Raw genomic sequence first — 18,027 nt, 5'->3', positions numbered from 1 at the left:
GGCTTATTCCTTAAGAAGTGCCTCGATGTGTTGGCTCATCCTGCCGGCGCCGCCGGCACCCTTGTATTCGAGTTCACCCTCCCAACCGTAACGGGCGCGGCCCTGCTTATCCACGAGGCAGATGGCAGGCCAGACGCGCTGGCCCCAGCGGTTCCAGTTCTGACGCTCTGAATCCACCAGCACCGGGTAGGTGATGCCGAACTCCTTCACCTTCCTGGTCACGTTTTCCAGCTTGGCTTCACCAGTAGTCTCGGGGCTGTGGATGCCGATCACCAGCACGCCCCTGGCAGCATAACGCTTCTGCCAGGTGGCATAGAACGGAAGGTTGCGGCGGCAGTTGATGCAGCCGTAGGTCCAGAAGTGGACGATGGTCACTTTGCCCCTGCGGGCAGCCAGCGTGAGCTTGGTGCCTGGAGGAAGGTTAAGCCACGAGCCGCCGACCAGCTCGGGCGCCAGCACGGCCGGCGGTTCCTTGGGCTGCTGCCCGGCTGGGGGCGGTGCCGCGGTCAGGGCGACGGTTCCCAGCGCGACCAGAAACGCCAGAATCAATGCGTGCCTGTTGCATGCCGAAGAAACGTTCATGCGACGCAAGATAAACCACAACGAGCTGCCGTCAAACGGGGGCACGGAAACGCGGCGCGCGCTTCCGCTCCACTACGGACCGTCCGGCGAGAGGTCCTTACCTGACTGGAAGTGACTCGGGGAACTGGCGCGAGGCGAAGTGGCTGGTTTGGCTGTCCTCCTTGACCACAATCAACGCCGAAGTGCGCGGCCAGGATTCTATCAGCTTGAGGCCGCGCTCCACGCCCAGGAGGCTCACGGCGGTGTCGAGGCAATCGGTCGTGGTGGCGTCGGGGCCGATCACGGTTGCTTGAATGCGATGCGTCAGGCCCAGGCCCGTCGCCGGGTCCACGATGTGCGAGTAGCGCGTGCCATTGATCACGATGAACTGCTCGGTGTCGCCCGAGGTCGAGATACCGGCATTGCGCAGCAGCAGGGTGCGCGGGAGGCTATTGGTGGCTCCCTCAAATGGAGCAATGGCGATCCTCCAGCCGCGCTGACCCGGGGGCGGTTTGCCGATGGCGATGTCACCGCTGGCCGCGACCAGAGCCCGGTCTATGCCCCCGTCCTTCAGCAGTCGCAGCGCCTGGTCGGCGGCGTAGCCCTTGCCGATGCTGCCCAGGTCCAACCGCATGTTTGGCGCGAGCAGCGTGACCGTCCGCGCGCGCGGGTCCAACCGCAACTTCTGCCACCCCACCGCCGCGCGGGCCACGGTGATTTCCTCCGGCGCAGGCAGCACGTGCCGCTTGCGGGCGAACCGCCACAATCGGACGTAAGGGCCGATGGTGGGGTCAACCGCGCCGCCCGAAAGCCTGGCGATCTTCAGGCCGCGCTGGAGCACATCGAACAACTCCGCGCTGACCGGCACCGGCCTGCCATACGGCTGGTCCCGGAGGCGGTTCAGTTCGCTGTCGGCCTGGTAATCGCTCATGATGTCTTCGAGCACATCAACGCGCTTGAAAGCCGCGTGCGCACCGGCTTCGGCGCTGGCCGCGTCCGGGGCATAGAGCGTGATGGTGAAGAGCGTGCCCATCGCCGGGTGGCGGAATTCAAATCGGTGCAGAGCTGCCTCTGGTGGCGCGGTGCGGCAGCCTCCCAGAAGCAACAAGGCGACGAGAAGGGACAAGACCCTTAACCCAAAGGCCAAGATAACTGAATTTGGAGGCTTCATTCCCGCTCGGAAAAAGGAAGGGCCGGCCCATTCGGCCGGCCCTGAAACCAATTCATCCCGTGGGGCCAATCACGCCTTGGCCACCGGGACCACTGGTGGATTTTTGAAGACATTGTGGCTGTTGGGCATGGGTGGTTGGAGCACGCGGAAGCCTCCCCATTGCATGCCCGCGCAATCGCTGTAGAGAAGTTCGGGACCATAGGAGAACGTCGAGTTGAGCACGGTGTCCCAATCCGCGCCAGCGCCGCTATAAGCCGCCTCGCGGCCCATGATGGCGGTAAGCGTGCTGTCGGTAACCTGCTTGGCCTCGTTCAGCTCGGTGTCCTTGACGATGGCATTGATGAGGTCAATGTGCTCCTGCACGTAGGGGCTGACCTCGCCGTCCTGCTTGCGGTAGCGCCACATCGGGCCGTCCTTGGGCTGGATGTGGCCGCCGGGATTGGCAGTGCCCTTGGTGCCCTGCACGCCTTCGCTGACGGAGGACCACTCGCGCTTGATCTGGCCGCAGTAGCTGTACATGCGGGCGCCGTTGGGGTATTCGTACTCGACGGCGAAGTTGTCCCAGATTTCGCCGGACTGACCAATCAACTGCTGCCGGGCGCCCATGCCCCAGCACTTCACCGGGTGGTCGCCTACGATCCAGTTGCAGACGTCAATGTTGTGCACGTGCTGCTCGCAGATATGGTCTCCGCATAGCCAGATATAGTGGTACCAGTTGCGAATCTGGCGCTCGAGTTCCGTCGCGCCGTGCTCGCCACGGTGCCAGATGGGACCGCCGTTGACCCAGTAGGCGCGCAGCGTGACCACGTCCCCAATCGCGCCGTCCTTGATGCGCTTGACGGTTTCAAGATAGGGAGCCTGGTGGCGGCGCTGCGTTCCGGCGACGACCTTGAGTCCCTTCTGCTTCGAAAGTTCGGCCGCGGCGTACATCATCCGGCAGCTGGGCCCGTCCACCGCCACGGGCTTCTCCATAAAGACATGCTTGCCGGCCTCGATGGCCGCCTTGAAGTGCGCCGCGCGGAAGCCCGGCGGCGTGGCGAGGATGGCGTAGTTGACGCCGGGCAAGGCCAGCGCCTTCTGAAAGGCGTCAAAGCCGCTGAAGCACTTGGCCTCAGGCAGGCCGAAATTATCCATGCCCTTCTTGGCCGACTCGGGGAAGATGTCGGCCACGCCGACAATCTTGCCGTCCACCCCGGCGGCTTTGGCCGCTTCCATAAAGTCGCGGCCGGCACCACTGCCGCGCCCGCCCAAGCCAATGATCACCGCATTGATGGACTGTTTGTTCTGAGCGCGCAGCACCGTGGGGAAACTCACCGCCGCCGCGGAGGCGGCAATAATTGTTGAGTGCATGAGGAACTGGCGGCGCGAAACCGCACTGGATGGATTGGTGGTATGATCTTGCATAGGACGTTTTAGGTTATGGTTATCAACTGTAAGCTTGCGAGCGAAAGCCATTGTTCATAATGACGCAGCGTCGGCACGGGTAATTCAGTCCCGTTCCACACCACTTGTCCAGTACTTCTGCATCACCTCGGGCGGCGGCACTTTGAGCGGGCGCACAATGCGGAAGCCCACCCACTGCGCGTCCGAGAAATACCAGACACTCTTGGGCAACTGCGGGTCCTGCATCTTCCAGGAACGGTCCGAACCGCGCCGCGCCGCGCTGCGGCACATGGTCGCCTCATCGTCCCACGAACCGCCGCGCACCGAGTGCGGATAGGGCTTGGTGGCCTTATTCCACGGCTCGACCGCATTGCCGTTGGCGCCGCCTTGTTTGTAATACTCCGGATCATACTGATCGAGCACCCACTCGACGACATTCCCGCACATGTCATACAGGCCCCAGGGATTGGGCTTCTTCTTGCCGACCTTCTGGTACTTGAAGTCACTGTTCATCTCATACCAGCCGTATTCGGGAAGCTTGGCAACATCGTCCCCGAAGAAATAGGCGCTCGTCGTGCCGGCGCGGCACGCGTATTCCCACTCGGCCTCGGTCGGCAGGCGATAGAACTGGCCCGTTTTGGCGCTGAGCCACTGGCAATACTTGTTCGCGGCGTGCTGCGTCATGGCGATGGCCGGAAAGCCGTCCTTCCCCATGCCGAAACTCATCTCGACGTAAGGCTTGGAAGGATGGGTGACCGCGTCGGCCAGCTTGTCTCCGGCCGCATCCGTCGGGATGGTGGCGCGGGTGCGTCTCTCCTCATCCGGATACATGAATAGCTCATATTCGTTCCAGGTCACTTCACACTGGCCCATCCAGAACGGAGCGAGCTTCACCTTGTGCTGAGGGCTTTCATCCGGCTTGCGGCCCTTCTCAGTTTCGGGGCTGCCCATGACAAACTCTCCACCGCGAATCGGCACCATGGCAAAACTCACCTGCGTGCCTGGAATTGTGTTGGTGTAAGGCTTCATCTCGCTCTCACTCACCACCGTCTGCTTGGCGACAATCCGCGAGTGGATGTCAGGGATTGTAATGTTGTCGTTGTCAGCCAGGGAGGCCAACGCGCCAAAGGGGCCAGGCGTGTAGGTTTCGCCGCTGGCCTTGAAAGCCTGGTAGCGCGTGGAGAACTTGCCCGCCGCCGGACGGGTGAAAACCATGAAGCCCTCCGCCGTGCCCAGAGCGCAGGTGAACGCCTCGTTCGTGGCCGCGAGGCTCTGCACCAGCACCGGAGCTTTGCTCCCATCAAAGTTGAATACGCCAGCCTTCTCGCCCTCCCCAAAGATGACAAAGAGACGCTTTGCTCCGCCTTCATTCAGCGCAATGACCCGCCGCACCGGCTGACCAAGATCGAAGCTCTGACCGGCACCGAACTGAAACTTCCTGGGGGTGGGTTCTTCCAGGGGCCGGACCGCCACGCTCTTGTCGCCCGGCTTATAGACAATGAACACCGGCAAGGGGGAGCTGCCAAATCTGCCTGCGGCGTAATCGGAGCCTCCGGGCAGGTCGGCGGCGGTAGCCAGCGCTTCCGGTTTGCCGCCGCTGAAATCCGCTACCCGCAGCGTGTCACCTTTATCACCCTGCACGAGCCCGCAGACAACTTCCGGTTGGCCCGCTTTGAGCGAAAGCCGGTTGCCCCGGACGGCTGGTCCAGGCAATGGCATCTCGGTCAGCTTGGGAAACTCGGCGCGATCATTGCGCAGGAGGACGCCCAGGCTGGGATCGGGGGAATTGTAAATGGACCCAACGGCCAGGTCGTCGAGGCTCGTGTTGCCCTCGCCGCCGATGTCCACCGCCACGACCGTATTCGGCCCGAGCGCGGCAGTGAATGGCACAGCTACCGGTTTGCCTGGGGCAGTGGGGCTGGAGATGTCCACCAAAGTAATCTCGTTGGCGTCGGGCGACGTGAAAGTTGCGGCGTCCTGGTCTTTGACCAGTACGCGGCCGATGCTAAAGCCGGCGATACCTTTGATGCCGCTCGGCCGGCAATCCACCCAGGAAAAGAGCCCCGGCGTCAACTGGTAGGCAAGCCGGTACTTGCCGCTGTCCTTGTCAACGATCACCAAGTCGGACCGCCCGTCGCGGTCGAAGTCGCCGCTCGCAAAGAACTCCTGCGTGGTTTCGTAAATCAATGAGGGGTTGGGCTGGTCAGCCCGAACCGGCACCGGCGCAGCCGTCAAAACTGCCGCCGCCACTGCCGCCAGAGATAAGTAGTATTTCATGCTTCTAAAACTTGGGGCACAGTGTTGTGAGTGCCGGTTGGATTGTCAAACCCGGAACACTAACCGCCCTGTTGGCGCAGCGCGTATGCATGAAGACGCGCGGGATTGGATTGGGTTGCCGGCGTGTTGTCCCGGTGTTGCTAGCATCATTGGAGCATGATTGGAGCATGATTACTCCATGATTGGGCCTTGATTGCCCTGTCCCGGACCTCCTCAGCCCAGGGGCGCTTCCCGACCGCGCCTGGCTGATATTTATAGTCCAACTCCGTCCAATTGTCGAATGAAATGTCCTATGGAAGCGTCACGTCCGGCGCGTCTGCCTGAAGGCGCGCGGGCATCTGGCCCGCTGGTCTGGCCCGCCATCCGCAAAGCGGGCTAGACGTCCGCGCTCCTCCGGCAGCTTCATGCATACGCGCTGCTGTTGGCGGGCGCATTCAAGTCAGTGCCACCAGTCGGATGCCTCTACGACGGCAGGGTACTCAGGGGACTGCGCGCCCTATCAATCCCCCGCTGGCAGGTCTGGTGGTGCTAACCAGATGCGCCTCCTGGTGGTTTGATTTATGCCTTGTGCGACGTAGTTTACATCTAGGCGAGCGTACGGCTCGCCAGAATTACTGTTCGGGCCGGGGCCATGCCCAAGCTATACTATATAATCGAGTCCGCGCTGATGTGGGGAACGGTGGTCTTTATCATAGGCCTTGTCATCTATCTGGCCTATCTCCAATACCGCAAGGCGAAGCATCGGCGCGCGCGCCGCCGACACAGGGCGCACCGGGCATCGAGAAGGCCAGGCTCCCCCGCGACGCAAAGCCAGCCACGGCATGAGACACACCCCCCGGTTCACCAGCCCACCCGGTCGTAACCTTCGAACGGCAGCCCGAAACGCGACTCGCTAATGCCGCAGCTTCAGTGCGCGCTGGAGCGTTGGCTCGAGTGCGTCGGCCATTCGCATAAAGCCAAGATCCGTCGGATGCGTCCCATCCACAGTCCCTTCAGTATCCGTGCCGAGCAACCCAGCCGCTGGAACGTAAAGCAGCCTTTGGTCACCCGCCCGCACCAAGCGCCGATGCAGTTCGCGCAGCCGTCCGTTGGCCTTCATGTACCGCTCGCCCCGCGGCCCCACATAATCGCCGTCGGGATAAGCGATATTCTCCACCAGCACGATCGGCGTCTTTGGATGGGCGCCGCGCAGGATCGCCACGAACCGCTCCAACCGCGGCACCACCCACTCTTCTTTCATGTTCGGGAGCGGGTCGAGAACATACACCGCAGGGTCCAGTTCCGCCAGGAGTTGCGCCATTTCCGGCTCACTCCACGCATTGCCTGAGAATCCCAGATTGATGTGCGCCCGGTCCAAGCGCCGGCCCAGTATCGCCGGGTGTGCCATGCCCGGGCGCGAGGCGCAACCACCCTGCACGATGGACGTGCCATAGAACAGTATGGGCCCTTGCCCTTCGGGCCGGCGCGCCGCCGGCTCAAGTTTCGCGTCGAGTGGCACGCCAACCATCACTGATTCGACTCCGTTGTAAAGCGGCAAATTAAGCAGGTATTCCCGCCGCGCCGGCTTCATGCTCTTCACCAGTTCCTTTTCCTCCGTGGGAAACCTCTCCGCCCGACCGCCGCCCAGCCAACGCCACTTACCCCTCTCTTTGACATAGAGGTCCACGCCGCTTACGCCGCTGGCGGGCATGTGCGCCATGGCCAATCGCTCCCGGCGCAACGTCCATCGAGCCGAAATCGCAGCGGCGTCCGTGACGAAGCGGACAGCGATGCCCGCCGAATCCTGGCTCAACCCCCAAACCGCCCCGCGCACTATACCTTCCGCGCGGGCCGGCAGGCGGTCGTAAAATTGCTTTGTATCGCTCCAGCCTTTGCCCTCTACGGTCAACGTGCGCGCGTCATGCCACCGCAAACCGCCGGCCTGATCCGCCGCCTGTCCCTGCGCGTTTGCCTGCACCAACAGGCATCCCAAGGCCATCACCGCGGCGTTCTTCTGGCATCTAATCCTCATGTTGCTTCTCATACTGGATAAACTCCGACTTATCTTTCAACTTGTACCACTTTGCATCGAATCGCCTAAGGCGCTTTTCCGTGGCCGGGTGGCTGCTCAACGCCTGCGGCGCCAGGTGTATGAGCCTCATTCGCTTCTCCTCCGCCTCGAGTTTTCTCAACATGTCAGGCAGGCCGCGCGGGTCTATACGTGCCGCCAACAGGTACTGCCAACCCACGTCATCGGCTTCGATCTCGTATTCCTGGGAGAAGCTCTGGAACACCATCACCTGCGAGCCACCGGCCAGCATTCCCAGCAATCCACTGTTCCCCTGCATGAACATTCGGCACAGCAGGTAGGGCCCGGCGGAAGAGATGATCTTCCGCAGGCCGTGTTTCCGGGTCACATGTGCCAGTTCATGCGCCACCACGCCGGCGATTTCTTCCGGGCGCTCCGCCAGGTCCATCAAACCTGTGGACACGACCACATGCCCGCCTGGCAGTGCAAACGCATTGGGCAGCGGGCTTTGCAGCAGGTAGAACTTGAACCCCAGCGCGTTCGTAGGCACCGCGCGCATGAGCGGGGCCACGCTCCAGGCCAGGTTCGTCTGCATCTTCGCGTCGGTGATGAACGTCTCTTTCTCCTTTAACTCAGCCAGCACCTTGTCGCCCAACTCCTGCTCCCATCCCACTGGAATCCGGGTTACGAGCGAGCGCACCATGAAACCCATCAATAGGGATACCAGCAGTGCGACCAAGGCAAAACCGGCCAGGAAACCGCCGACCATCTTGAGCCGCCGCTTCAACTCCTGGCCGCTTTGCAGCGCGCGAATCTGGTTCCGGGTATGCGGCTGTTGCAGGAGCGAGCCGTGCGTTAGTATCTCCTCTCCCGGCGTATGAACCACCCATTCCGGCTGGCCGTCGTCGTAGAAGGCAACCCCTCGAGCCGCTGATTCCTCCCGTTCAATCCGCAGGTTCACCAGCGGGATTTCGAGCTGGATCCCCTCTGACTCGAACCGCAGCCGCCATCCCTCGAAGACAATCCGGCCCCAAACCACTTCCTCGCCACGGCTTGTGTGGGTCACGTATGCTTCAAATGCAGAAGGGACTTCTGTCACTGCGCCACCTTGATACCACCATTGCTGAATTCAAGCATCTGAAAAAGCGGGCGCACTGCGATCCCAGATCCACGCGGTCGGCGGCTCTCTTTCCTTGTCGCCTTAAGGCCTAACCGCCATCCCCCCTTCCTCAGAGAACTGCTCCAAGCCGTCCAATGCTTCGTTCCCGATCTGGCGATTCCTAAATTCCGCCAACCGGCCGAGTAATGCAGGCAGAACCGATGGCTCACCTTGAACTGCGGCATTTCCGTACCAGCCTCCAGCCCTGCACCGGTTGGAAGCATCGAATGTGCCAGCGGCAGTCACGCAAATCGCCAGAGGACAGCCGCTATTGCTCGCAGGGGCGCCCGCAATCTTGAGGAACAGCTTTCAGAGACGTCACGCGCGCTGGCACGTTATTCATCCTTCTCCGCTGGGTTTATGGGTTTGCCTTCCCAAAGCCAGACACCATTCTTTTTGACCAGCACCCGGTGCGCGCTGCCCGGCGCAGGAGGAGCCGGGGCCTTTGGCAGCCACCGGGCCAACTCCTTCCGCGTCGCGGAAAACTTCGCGTCGGCAACAAGGTTAGTCCACTCATTCGGGTCGCTGCGGTAGTCGTATAGCTCCTCGGAACCGTCGCCATAGCGGATGTAGCGCCAATGCTCGGTGCGCACAGTGTCGTTGCCCTGGTTGTGGCTGGTGATGGCGGGCCAGGAACGAAAAGCCGTTGGGTCTTTCAACTGCGGCACAAGACTGTGCCCTTCGAGTTCAGCCTTGGCCGGCAGGCCGCAGAGTTCAACCAGCGTGGGATAGATGTCGAGCAACTCGGCAGGCTGCGAGCACTGCGCCCCCTGCCCCGTCCCCGGACCGGCGAAGATGAGCGGCACATGGGTGGAGCGGTCCCAGAGGGAGTTTTTGCCGGTGATGGCCTTCTCGCCCAGGTGCCAGGCGTTGTCGGACCAGAGGACGACGACGGTGTGATCGCCGCGACCGGTGGCCTGGAGGGCGTCGAGGACGCGGCCGAGCTGGCTGTCCATGAAGGTCGTGCTGGCAAGATAGGCGCGCACGAGCGCGCGCCATTGACCGGACTGCTTCAGCCAGGAAAGGCGGGGCTCGGGCAGTTTCCAATGGAGATACCACGAGAACTCAGGGGTGTCGTCGCGGTCGCGCTGCTTGACGGGCGGGAGGAGGATCTGCTCTTCGGGCGGGAAGCGGTCGAACCACTGCTGCGAGGCGAAGCAGGGCACGTGCGGCAGGCGAAAGCCGACGGCGAGGAAGAAGGGCTTGTCGGGCGGCAAGGACTTGATCTGCGCGATGGCGGCGTCGGCGATGCGCCAATCCGCCTGGGTTCGGTCGTCCTTGGGGAAGACGCCCCAGTCCATGAGACGCATTGGTAAAGGGGTATTGACGAACTTCACCGGCGGCATGGTCATGCCAGGAGCCGGACCCCAGACATTAAACTCGTTGGTGCGCAACGGTGCAGGGATGGAACCATCGTGGAATATCTTGCCGAAGGTAGCAGTAAAGTAGCCGTGCTGGGCGAAATACTGCGGCAGCGTGACGCAACCGCGGGTGCGAGCCACGTCGCGAATCCCCGGCGCCAATCCGTATATGCCGGTGGAGCTGGGTCGCAGCCCAGTCAGCAGACTGGCGCGCGAGGGATTGCACAGGGGGGACTGGCAGTGCGCGTTCCGGAACAGGGTGCCCCGCGCCGCCAACCGGTCCATGTTCGGCGTTTGCGCCTGCGGATGCCCGCCAAGGCAGGCGACCCAGTCGTTAAGGTCGTCTATGGCAATGAGGAGGACGTTGTGTGGCCTTGCCGGCGGCGCGCTGATCGCGTCGCCCCCGCAGGCGAGCGTTAGCAGGACGAGGACGGCCAACTGGCCGAGTTGTTTGGTCATAATCTGTTGTTGGCTACGGCCGGCCCTGCTTTGGGCTGTCGCAAGCGCGAGGGCTGGCTTGCTTAAGCCTGCCCTCTGCGCTACTCAATCTCCATCTGCTGAAGCCGGGGCAGAAGCCAGTGAATGACAGCCAGCGCGATCAGGTAGGCAAACCCGGCCATGAGGAAGGGGATGAGGTAGTTTTTGCCGGTGGCGTCCAGGACCCAGCCCACAACCTTCGCAACGCACATGCCCCCCACCGCCCCTGCCATGCCGCCAATGCCCGTGACGGAGCTTACGGCCTTGCGGGGAACAGTGTCGGAGACCAGCGTAAAGATATTGGCCGAGAAACCCTGATGGGCGGCGGCGGCAAGGCCGATCAAAAACACGGCAGACCACATGCTGGTAACTCTCGACGCGAAGATGATAGGCACCACTGCCAGCGCGCACACCAGCATCGCCGTCTTGCGGCTGGCGTTCACGCTCCAACCCCGCTTGATCAGGTGGCCGGAGAGCCAGCCGCCGAGTATGCTGCCAATGTCGGCCATGAGGTAGATGGTCACCATTGGCGGGCCGATCTTTCCGGCTTCAACGGCGATGCCAAACTGCGTGTTTAGGAAGGTCGGCACCCAAAACAGATAGAACCACCACCAGGGATCGGTGAGGAATTTGCCCAGGGCAAAGGCCCATGTCTGGCGATGCACGAACATCTTCAACCAAGGATACTTCTGGGGCGGGTCGGGCGGGTCGGAGCGGATGAAGGCCAGCTCGGAAGGCGATACAAAACGGTGATGTTCAGGCGAGCGATAGAGCGGCCACCAAAGGAGCACCACCAGCGCGCCGATGGCGCCTGTTGCATAGAAAGCGGCCGGCCAGCCCCAGTGGGTGTAGATCCAAGGCACTAACAAGGGGGTCAACAGTGCGCCAGTGTTCGTGCCCGAGTTGAATAGCCCGGTGGCGAGCGCGCGCTGTCGCTTGGGAAACCACTCGCCCACAGCCTTGATCGCAGCAGGGAAGTTGGCCGCCTCAGCCACGCCCAGGCCGAAGCGCGCCGCGCAGAACCCGGTCACTGTGCGCATGAACCCGTGCGATATGGCCGCGATGCTCCAGACCAGAATAGCCAGGGTGTATCCCAGCCTCACCCCGATCCGGTCGAGGATGCCCCCCACCAGCAGCAGGCCAATGGCGTAGGCCAACTGGAAGCTGGTCACGATGTTGGCATAGTCGCTCTCGGTCCACTTGAACTCCTGCTCCAGAATGGGTTTCAGCAGGCCGATCACCTGGCGGTCAACGTAGTTCACCGTGGTGGCAAGGAAGAGCAAGGCGCAGATCACCCACCGGAAGCCGCCTGCCGGACGGGGCTGGGGGGTCGCGGTTGCGGGGTCGGGCGAGGACGGTTGTGGTGTTGCTGCTGGCATTAGGCGAACAGCCTTTACACTACCGGTGCCCAGGTCAAGCCTCTGAGTGTCACACTGGCTGTTGGTGGTCGGCGATTCTGAAGGCGGGGGCGTGCTCGCACTGGCTAACGCCGGGGTTTGTTACTTGGTCTCCTGCAGGTCCACCAGCCCCACATCAATGTACTGACCACCCCCGGTCTGCCTGCAATGCACGGCCAGCATATGCCTGCCCGGTTTGAGCGATTCCTTGGCCTTGGTCTTGATGCGGACGGGTTCGTAGTCCGTCACATAGCCCGGCACCTGGCTCGCCAGGATGCCGTCCACATACACCTCGGCGTCCTCGTCGTGATGCATGCGGAACTTGAGGTCTTCCCAATTTCCCTCCGGCATCACAAACTCGCGCCGCAGCCAGATTTCAGGCGTGCTCCACTCCGTCCGGACCACGGCGCCCGGGGTGCCCTTAGTCCCAAAACCACCTGGCCCCTCTTTCCAGGACGACGCATCGAACCCGGGTTTGAACCAGTTATTGGCCGGCGCCTGCGTGGTGTAGCGCCAGGTGATCGGTTCCCGCTCCGAGGTTGGTACTACTGTGACGGACTTGGTCGGCTTCGGGATCGGCGCCGAGAAGGGCGCCCAATTCGCCGCCTTCGTCATGTCCCGGCTCGCCCACTTCTTCCATTCAGCGCGGTCGTAGAGCATCTGCAGAAATACACCCCCCACCACCGGTCGCGCCTGGAATACAACTTTCTTTGCCGTCTTCGTGTCATACCAATCCGTCATCGGTACCCGGTCAGGGGTCTCGTTCAGGAAGCGATAGACCGGGTCCAGCAGCGCATCGAAGTCCGCCCGGTCCTGCGTGAGGGTGGCGGTCCAAAGCGTCCAGTCCAGCTTCGTGTAGTCCTTCCGGCTGTCGAGCGGCAAGCCGTATTGGTTTAGTTGCCGCAGGTAGAAATCCACTTCGCTGCGCCAATCTTCAGCGGACCCCATGTTGAATCCTAGAATGCGGTCCCAGACGGCGTTGTATTTTTGACTCCAGGTGCCGGGCTTATCAAACGCCAGCCGGGAATGGTCTCCATCCAGTGCCACCTCGCGCAGACGCCGGGCGAAATCTTTCGCCATGGCTTGGAACTCGGCCGCTCTTGCTGTCTGGCCGCGGTATTGGCAAAGCCGGGCAAACGAGCCCAGCCCACAGATCGCCTTTATGGATAGATTGACATTGTGCGCCAGGTGGCCGGCAAAGTCATCCGTGCAGAGCTGATTCTCAGGATCGAAGCCCTTGGCCTTAAGGTAATCAGCCCACTTCTCGAGCACCGGCCAATACTTGGCGCAGAAGTCCCCGTTGCCTTCCACCTGTGCCAAGGCGGCCAGCAGAATGAGCATGTTGCCGGTCTCCTCCACGGGCATCTGATTTTCCTCTGTGCGCTCGCCGCCGCCATAGACTTGGCCGTTGGCCAACGGGTAAGTGCCCAAGTCGTGCGGCGCAAACGGCCAGCGCCAGCGCGGCGAGGCGGAGTAGTCCAGTATCGGCACTAGCATAGCCTTGGTCAGTGACGGACTGAACAGCAGAAACTGCGGCGCCATCGGGTAGATCACATCCACCGTGCCGATGCACCCGTTGCTGAAGTTCTCTTTCGGGAACATGAGTGGCTGGCCGTTGGCATCGGCCACAACCTTGTTCGCCGCGCAGCATTGCCGATAAGCTAGCGCGCAAAGCCGCGCATACTTCTCCCCGCCGGCCTTCGTGAGCGCCGCCATCAACTCCGCATCAAACTCCTCGCACCGGCGCTTGAGCGATTCGTATTCCGCCGCCGCCTTCTTCAGCAACGCCGCCGCGTCATCCCCGTTCCGCCGCCAGTAGGGCCGCAGGTTCCTCTTGAAATACTGAATCGAATATTCGTCGTCGTAGGCCAGCATGAGCCAGCGGGAGACGGGTTTGGCGAAGACCTTCCCCACATGGAACACTAACGCCGCCGCAGGCACGTCGGCACTGGCGGGGGGCGGGGACATGCCAAGGCTGGTGATGAGGGCGTTTTGTGCGAATTCCCGCTGCAGCACCCCGCGCCCCGCGACCCACCGTGAGGTGGTCTCGGAATACGGCGCGGCCGCATAGAGATAGCCCCAGTCAATTCGCAGATTGTCGCCCTTCCTTTCCAGAACGGGTTGATCTACCGAGCCCATTCTCACCGTAGCCAGGGTGCCGATATCTGGTTGAGACCACTGGACTTGTTGGTTGCGTGGATCGTCCACAGCAAGTTCTGCGGAAGCATCAAAGTAGAGCTGAATATCGTGGGTTTGGTCGTCCGTGGCTCGAAGGTCGTATGTGACATAGGTCACGGGGCGCGAATACACCATCAGGTCCTCCGGCAGTGTGGCTGTCATGAAGGTGAGCGTGATTCGCACACCTTGTCCCTCGTAGGTACAGATGGTTCGGGTCGGCAGCACTTCGACGCCAGCCTGAGGCAGCGCGGGCAAGTTGGCTGGGTCCTTCCCCATGAGTCGGAACGCTTTGCCGTCAATCCGCACCAAACTGGCGAGGCGATGCGGCTTGCCCGTCCAGTGAACGGTATCCGCGTCGGTCAGCCTGTCCGCCGGTGACCAGATGCTGAAGTAGGGATCGCAGGCAACCAGCGGCACAGAAGGAGGCCGGAACGCGCTAACTTCCTGGGCGGCGACAGCGATTCGTGGACCCGCGATCACCAACAGCGCACCGAATAGTGCGCAGACTTTCCCGCATGTTGCTCTGTTTGTCATAGTTCACTCATTTATTGCGTCCTCACAATGCCCTACCTCCGCGGCGTAACGCGAGTAGTTTCGGTTCCGCATGCGCCCAAAGTCAGGGCGGATTCAAGCAGTTATAGCTGCCAACGTCCGTCGGCGCTGATCTTCCCGACGGCGCCACGGTGGGCGGCCGGTTCAGCGCTCGTAGGGCACCGTGCCGTTGGCATCTACCTTGTAGCCCCACTGCTTAATGTAGGCCTCCCCGGACAGGAACTCGTCGTGCCGCTCCTTGAGCTTGCGGCTGAGAAGCCCCTCCAGCCTGGCCTGCAACCTGGCCTGCTTGGGCATGTTCACGAGGTTGTTCGTTTGGCAGGGGTCGGTCTGGTTGTCGTAGAGCAGCCAGGGGCCGTTCAGGTCGCGCACGTAAGTATAGCGCGTGGTCCGCACACCACGGTATTCCTTGCCCCCTTGTCGCCGCGTCCACTGCCCGAATGGTGAGACACAGGCGAAGACCGTTGCCCCGTCGCCCGGATTCCGTTTGCCGCGAACATACCCGCTGTAGTCGAGACCCTCCACTGTCTTGGGGACCGGCAGGCCGCACAATCCTAACAGGGTGGGCATCAGGTCCTCCGAGTTGATCGGCGCATCCAGGTGGCGCGCCTTCGTCCCCAGGCCCTTTGGCCAGCGCACCAGCAGCGGCACACGGATCGCCTCATCCCACGGCCGTTGCTTGTGGGTGGCGCCCTGCGAGCCCAGCATATCCCCATGGTCGGAGGTGAACACCAGCAGCGTGTTTTCCGCCAGCCCGGTTTCCTGTAACGTGCGTCGCAGTTCGCCGAAGCAATCATCCAGGGCCGTGCAGTGAGCATAGTAGCCGGCGAGGACTTTGCGCGCGTTCGCGCTCCCGGCCTCAGGCACATTGGGCCGCAGCGTCAACTTCGCGGGGTCATACATAGCCCGGTATTTCTCGGGCGCCGTGAAGTAGGGGTCATGCGGCGGTCCCCAGGCCAGGTAGAGAAAGAAGGGCTTCTGCGACTGCGCGTGGTCCCTCAGGTATTGCTGCGCGTCGCGCGTCTGGGCGATGGCGTCGTAGCCGTCCCAATACAGCTTCTCCGGGCCATCCGCGTAATACGCCGAGTGATTGTAGTCGTGCGTGCACTCAAGCACCTTCCAATACTCAAAACCCTGCCGCCGCTCACGCGGGATGAAGTTCGAGCGGCCATGGCCGTCCACATGCCACTTGCCGATGTATCCCGTGTCGTAGCCTGCCGCGCGCAGCACCTTGCCGATTGTCACCGCCTCTGGATCAAGTGGCACGTCGTTCAGGAAGACGCCGTGCGTGAGCGGCCGCTGCCCGGTCAGCAGCGAAGCGCGCGTCGGGCAACAAACCGGCAGCCCGGAGACAGCGTTGACCAGGTGAACCCCCTCCCGCTGCAACTGGTCCAGGTGGGGCGTCTTGACGTCAGGGTTCCCCGCATACCCAAACGCCTCCGCCCGCCACTGGTCGGCGAGCACAAACAGCACGTTCGGCGGGCGCGCGGTGGAGGGAGGCACGGCGGCCTGCGACGGGGTCACGCCGGCGAAGCAAGTCAGCACCAGCAGGATTGGCGGCAATGCAGGCAGTCTCATGAAACTGTCGGCGGCTCCTCTCCCCGCTCGGCGAACCAATGCCGCAGGAAGACCAAGTCCCCGGCATCCTTCTCACGATGCGTCACCGCCTTCATGCGCCAAAGCAACCGCGGCGAGGCAAATGGAATGGGCACCCCCTCCACCTCGCGCACCACCACGTCCTTGGCCGCGGCTTCGTAATCAATGCCCCCAGCTGAACACATGAGGTCCACCAGCACTTCATCAGCCACGCGGATGACGTTGTATTGCTGGAGCTCCCCTGGCTGCAGCTCTCGGACGGCTTTGTCGGGCAAGGTGGCGAGAGCGGAGAAGACACGCGATTCATTCTCCCGGTCGCTCGCGACAATGAGATCCACATCCATGGTGCGGCGATTGTAACCCGCAGCCCGAATCGCGAACCCGCCCACGACAACATATTGCGCCTGCCGCTGATTCAACTCGCGGCACAGATCGCGCAAGTCCTCAACCGTGGGCTCCCGCGGCTCTAGCTCGGACGTGGACGGGCGATCATCCGCCATAACCACTCGTCGGCCTCCTCATGTGTGCGAAAGCGATGGACGCCCTTGGGGACGTGCACCCCGCCGAAGGACTTGCGCCAGGCAATGGCGTCAGCCTTGTTGCTCGTCTTAACCGACAAGGCGTCAGGCGTCTTTGTCCTGCGTCCAACAAACCTGTCTGGCTTCTCCTCGACGTTGATGAACGGCTGTTTCACGGTGAAGCAAGCGTAGACCCTCGCGTGGTTGGATGCAAGCACCAGGCGAAGCCGTCGGTCCAGGCAGAGCGGACACAAACTACCTGTTGACGCCCGTGCGCGGCTCCGGATAAGCTCGTCGCATGCTCGGTGAGCCGAAAAGCCACTTCTCCCTCCGCCGTGACTATTCAAAAGAGCCACCACGGATTGCATGGATGCGGCTCAGGCGTGCAGCGCTGAGGGCCGGCGGGCGGCGCTGGTGAACCTGCTCAAGGGCAACGTGGTGGCGCGGGTGGCGGCGCACCTGCCCGAGTCCATGCATCTGATCGTGATCGGGTGATCCGCGGGAGGAGAACGCCAGGGGAGCGGGAGCGGTGCCGCACCGCCACCGTAGTTCCCTGCATGTTGCAAGCATGTTCCTGGCTTTTTCAGCCCCTCCTCTCCGCCGCGCCGGGGGGAAGTCCGAGGCCGGACCGCCTTCCGGCCGCCGGGGCACCAGCGGCAGGCGCCGAGGACTCGCCACCAACGGGTCATAGGATATCGACGAACGCGGCGTTGTCAAGGTTACAGGGAATTTGCAGGAGGGCTCGGGCGCATCTCATCAGTGCCACCGCCAGCCCCCTCACCCCGGCCCTCTCCCCCTCGGCGGGGGAGAGGGCCGGGGTGAGGGGGAAAATGGTGGCGGTGTCCAGATGCGCCCGGAGGGCTCTACTCCTGGACCAGCGTGATGTCCACCAGCCATTGGTGGGCGTCGGTGGCGCGGCCATGCCGGGCGGAGCGGGCGAGGGCCACGGCGATGGCGGGGCCGGCCTCGAGCCGTTCGCAGCCGTGGACGGCGGCTTCGATCTCCCACTGGTTGGTAGCGCCGGTGCCGCTGAACACGGCGTAGCCCTCGGCCACCGCGCCGGTGGTCCGCTGGGTCACCGTCACGCGCATGAGCGCCCGCTCGCCGGCGGTGATCGCGATCGGCCCGGTCAGCGTGACGTGGCGGCCGTTGTGGGCCACGATGCCGACGGGGTCAATGGTGTTTCTCGCGACCCTCGCGAAGGCGGTGCGGGCGACGAAGACGCCGGCCAGGGCCAGCACCAGGGCCGCCGCGACGAGGGTAGGGGTGTTTCGCTGAAACGTCCGCCGGACGCCTCGGCGAGGCGTCTCGACGACGGACGGTTTGATGGATTGAATGGTCATAATAACTGCTCCTTTCGGTTGTTGTTCTTGTTTTCTGGTCATTGGC

The 18,027-nt window shown here is 62.7% G+C and carries 14 protein-coding genes; 1 reads left to right on the top strand and 13 read right to left on the bottom strand.

Annotation, left to right across the window (positions count from 1 at the left end):
- Positions 1–3 precede the first annotated feature (3 nt).
- The 12 genes from P5205_11550 to P5205_11495 form a co-directional block, all read right to left on the bottom strand.
- Positions 4–582 carry a redoxin domain-containing protein gene (locus P5205_11550; protein ID HSA10993.1) on the bottom strand — a complete coding sequence of 193 codons (579 nt, stop codon included), beginning with the start codon at positions 580–582 and terminating at the stop codon, positions 4–6.
- A 97-nt stretch (positions 583–679) separates the two neighbouring features.
- Positions 680–1,594: an FAD:protein FMN transferase gene (locus tag P5205_11545; GenBank protein ID HSA10992.1), complete on the bottom strand. Its 915-nt coding sequence runs from the start codon at positions 1,592–1,594 to the stop codon at positions 680–682.
- 207 nt (positions 1,595–1,801) lie between these two features.
- On the bottom strand, positions 1,802–3,136 hold the full coding sequence (locus P5205_11540) for a Gfo/Idh/MocA family oxidoreductase (GenBank protein HSA10991.1): 1,335 nt from the start codon (positions 3,134–3,136) through the stop codon (positions 1,802–1,804).
- A gap of 84 nt (positions 3,137–3,220) precedes the next feature.
- A complete protein-coding gene (locus P5205_11535; GenBank protein HSA10990.1) occupies positions 3,221–5,392 on the bottom strand; it encodes a formylglycine-generating enzyme family protein in 2,172 nt (723 codons plus the stop codon).
- Positions 5,393–6,284: 892 nt separating this feature from the next.
- A complete protein-coding gene (locus tag P5205_11530) occupies positions 6,285–7,403 on the bottom strand; it encodes an SGNH/GDSL hydrolase family protein (GenBank protein ID HSA10989.1) in 1,119 nt (372 codons plus the stop codon).
- Positions 7,393–8,466: a M48 family metallopeptidase gene (locus P5205_11525; GenBank protein ID HSA10988.1), complete on the bottom strand. Its 1,074-nt coding sequence runs from the start codon at positions 8,464–8,466 to the stop codon at positions 7,393–7,395. Before P5205_11525 ends, P5205_11530 begins: the two co-directional genes overlap by 11 nt.
- Before the next feature lie 428 nt (positions 8,467–8,894).
- Positions 8,895–10,379 carry a sulfatase gene (locus tag P5205_11520; GenBank protein ID HSA10987.1) on the bottom strand — a complete coding sequence of 495 codons (1,485 nt, stop codon included), beginning with the start codon at positions 10,377–10,379 and terminating at the stop codon, positions 8,895–8,897.
- 80 nt (positions 10,380–10,459) lie between these two features.
- Positions 10,460–11,776, bottom strand: a complete 1,317-nt coding sequence (locus P5205_11515) for an MFS transporter (protein HSA10986.1) — start codon at positions 11,774–11,776, stop codon at positions 10,460–10,462.
- 120 nt (positions 11,777–11,896) lie between these two features.
- On the bottom strand, positions 11,897–14,506 hold the full coding sequence (locus P5205_11510; GenBank protein ID HSA10985.1) for a DUF4965 domain-containing protein: 2,610 nt from the start codon (positions 14,504–14,506) through the stop codon (positions 11,897–11,899).
- Between the two features lie 162 nt (positions 14,507–14,668).
- A complete protein-coding gene (locus tag P5205_11505) occupies positions 14,669–16,102 on the bottom strand; it encodes a sulfatase (GenBank protein HSA10984.1) in 1,434 nt (477 codons plus the stop codon).
- Positions 16,099–16,620, bottom strand: coding sequence for a hypothetical protein (locus tag P5205_11500; GenBank protein ID HSA10983.1), 522 nt, complete (start codon positions 16,618–16,620; stop codon positions 16,099–16,101). Before P5205_11500 ends, P5205_11505 begins: the two co-directional genes overlap by 4 nt.
- Positions 16,587–16,814 carry a hypothetical protein gene (locus tag P5205_11495; protein ID HSA10982.1) on the bottom strand — a complete coding sequence of 76 codons (228 nt, stop codon included), beginning with the start codon at positions 16,812–16,814 and terminating at the stop codon, positions 16,587–16,589. Before P5205_11495 ends, P5205_11500 begins: the two co-directional genes overlap by 34 nt.
- Positions 16,815–17,004: 190 nt before the next feature.
- Here P5205_11495 and P5205_11490 point away from each other — a divergent pair, with 190 nt between their 5' ends.
- A complete protein-coding gene (locus tag P5205_11490; protein ID HSA10981.1) occupies positions 17,005–17,133 on the top strand; it encodes a hypothetical protein in 129 nt (42 codons plus the stop codon).
- 368 nt (positions 17,134–17,501) lie between these two features.
- On the opposite strand, the gene P5205_11485 is transcribed toward P5205_11490, so the two are convergent.
- On the bottom strand, positions 17,502–18,023 hold the full coding sequence (locus tag P5205_11485; GenBank protein ID HSA10980.1) for a hypothetical protein: 522 nt from the start codon (positions 18,021–18,023) through the stop codon (positions 17,502–17,504).
- Positions 18,024–18,027 lie beyond the last annotated feature (4 nt).

This window comes from Candidatus Paceibacterota bacterium (assembly GCA_035452965.1).
GTDB lineage: Bacteria > Verrucomicrobiota > Verrucomicrobiia > Limisphaerales > UBA8199 > UBA8199.
This window is presented reverse-complemented; position numbering and strand designations above follow the sequence as displayed.

Excerpts from the sequence above, each read along its gene's own strand:
- P5205_11500 (HSA10983.1), bottom strand. The coding sequence starts at position 16,620 with ATGGCGGATGATCGCCCGTCCACGTCCGAGCTAGAGCCGCGGGAGCCC.
- P5205_11520 (HSA10987.1), bottom strand. The coding sequence starts at position 10,379 with ATGACCAAACAACTCGGCCAGTTGGCCGTCCTCGTCCTGCTAACGCTC.
- P5205_11515 (HSA10986.1), bottom strand. The coding sequence starts at position 11,776 with ATGCCAGCAGCAACACCACAACCGTCCTCGCCCGACCCCGCAACCGCG.
- P5205_11550 (HSA10993.1), bottom strand. The coding sequence starts at position 582 with ATGAACGTTTCTTCGGCATGCAACAGGCACGCATTGATTCTGGCGTTT.
- P5205_11505 (HSA10984.1), bottom strand. The coding sequence starts at position 16,102 with ATGAGACTGCCTGCATTGCCGCCAATCCTGCTGGTGCTGACTTGCTTC.
- P5205_11510 (HSA10985.1), bottom strand. The coding sequence starts at position 14,506 with ATGACAAACAGAGCAACATGCGGGAAAGTCTGCGCACTATTCGGTGCG.
- P5205_11545 (HSA10992.1), bottom strand. The coding sequence starts at position 1,594 with ATGGGCACGCTCTTCACCATCACGCTCTATGCCCCGGACGCGGCCAGC.
- P5205_11540 (HSA10991.1), bottom strand. The coding sequence starts at position 3,136 with ATGCAAGATCATACCACCAATCCATCCAGTGCGGTTTCGCGCCGCCAG.
- P5205_11485 (HSA10980.1), bottom strand. The coding sequence starts at position 18,023 with ATGACCAGAAAACAAGAACAACAACCGAAAGGAGCAGTTATTATGACC.
- P5205_11530 (HSA10989.1), bottom strand. The coding sequence starts at position 7,403 with ATGAGGATTAGATGCCAGAAGAACGCCGCGGTGATGGCCTTGGGATGC.
- P5205_11535 (HSA10990.1), bottom strand. The coding sequence starts at position 5,392 with ATGAAATACTACTTATCTCTGGCGGCAGTGGCGGCGGCAGTTTTGACG.
- P5205_11490 (HSA10981.1), top strand. The coding sequence starts at position 17,005 with ATGGATGCGGCTCAGGCGTGCAGCGCTGAGGGCCGGCGGGCGGCGCTG.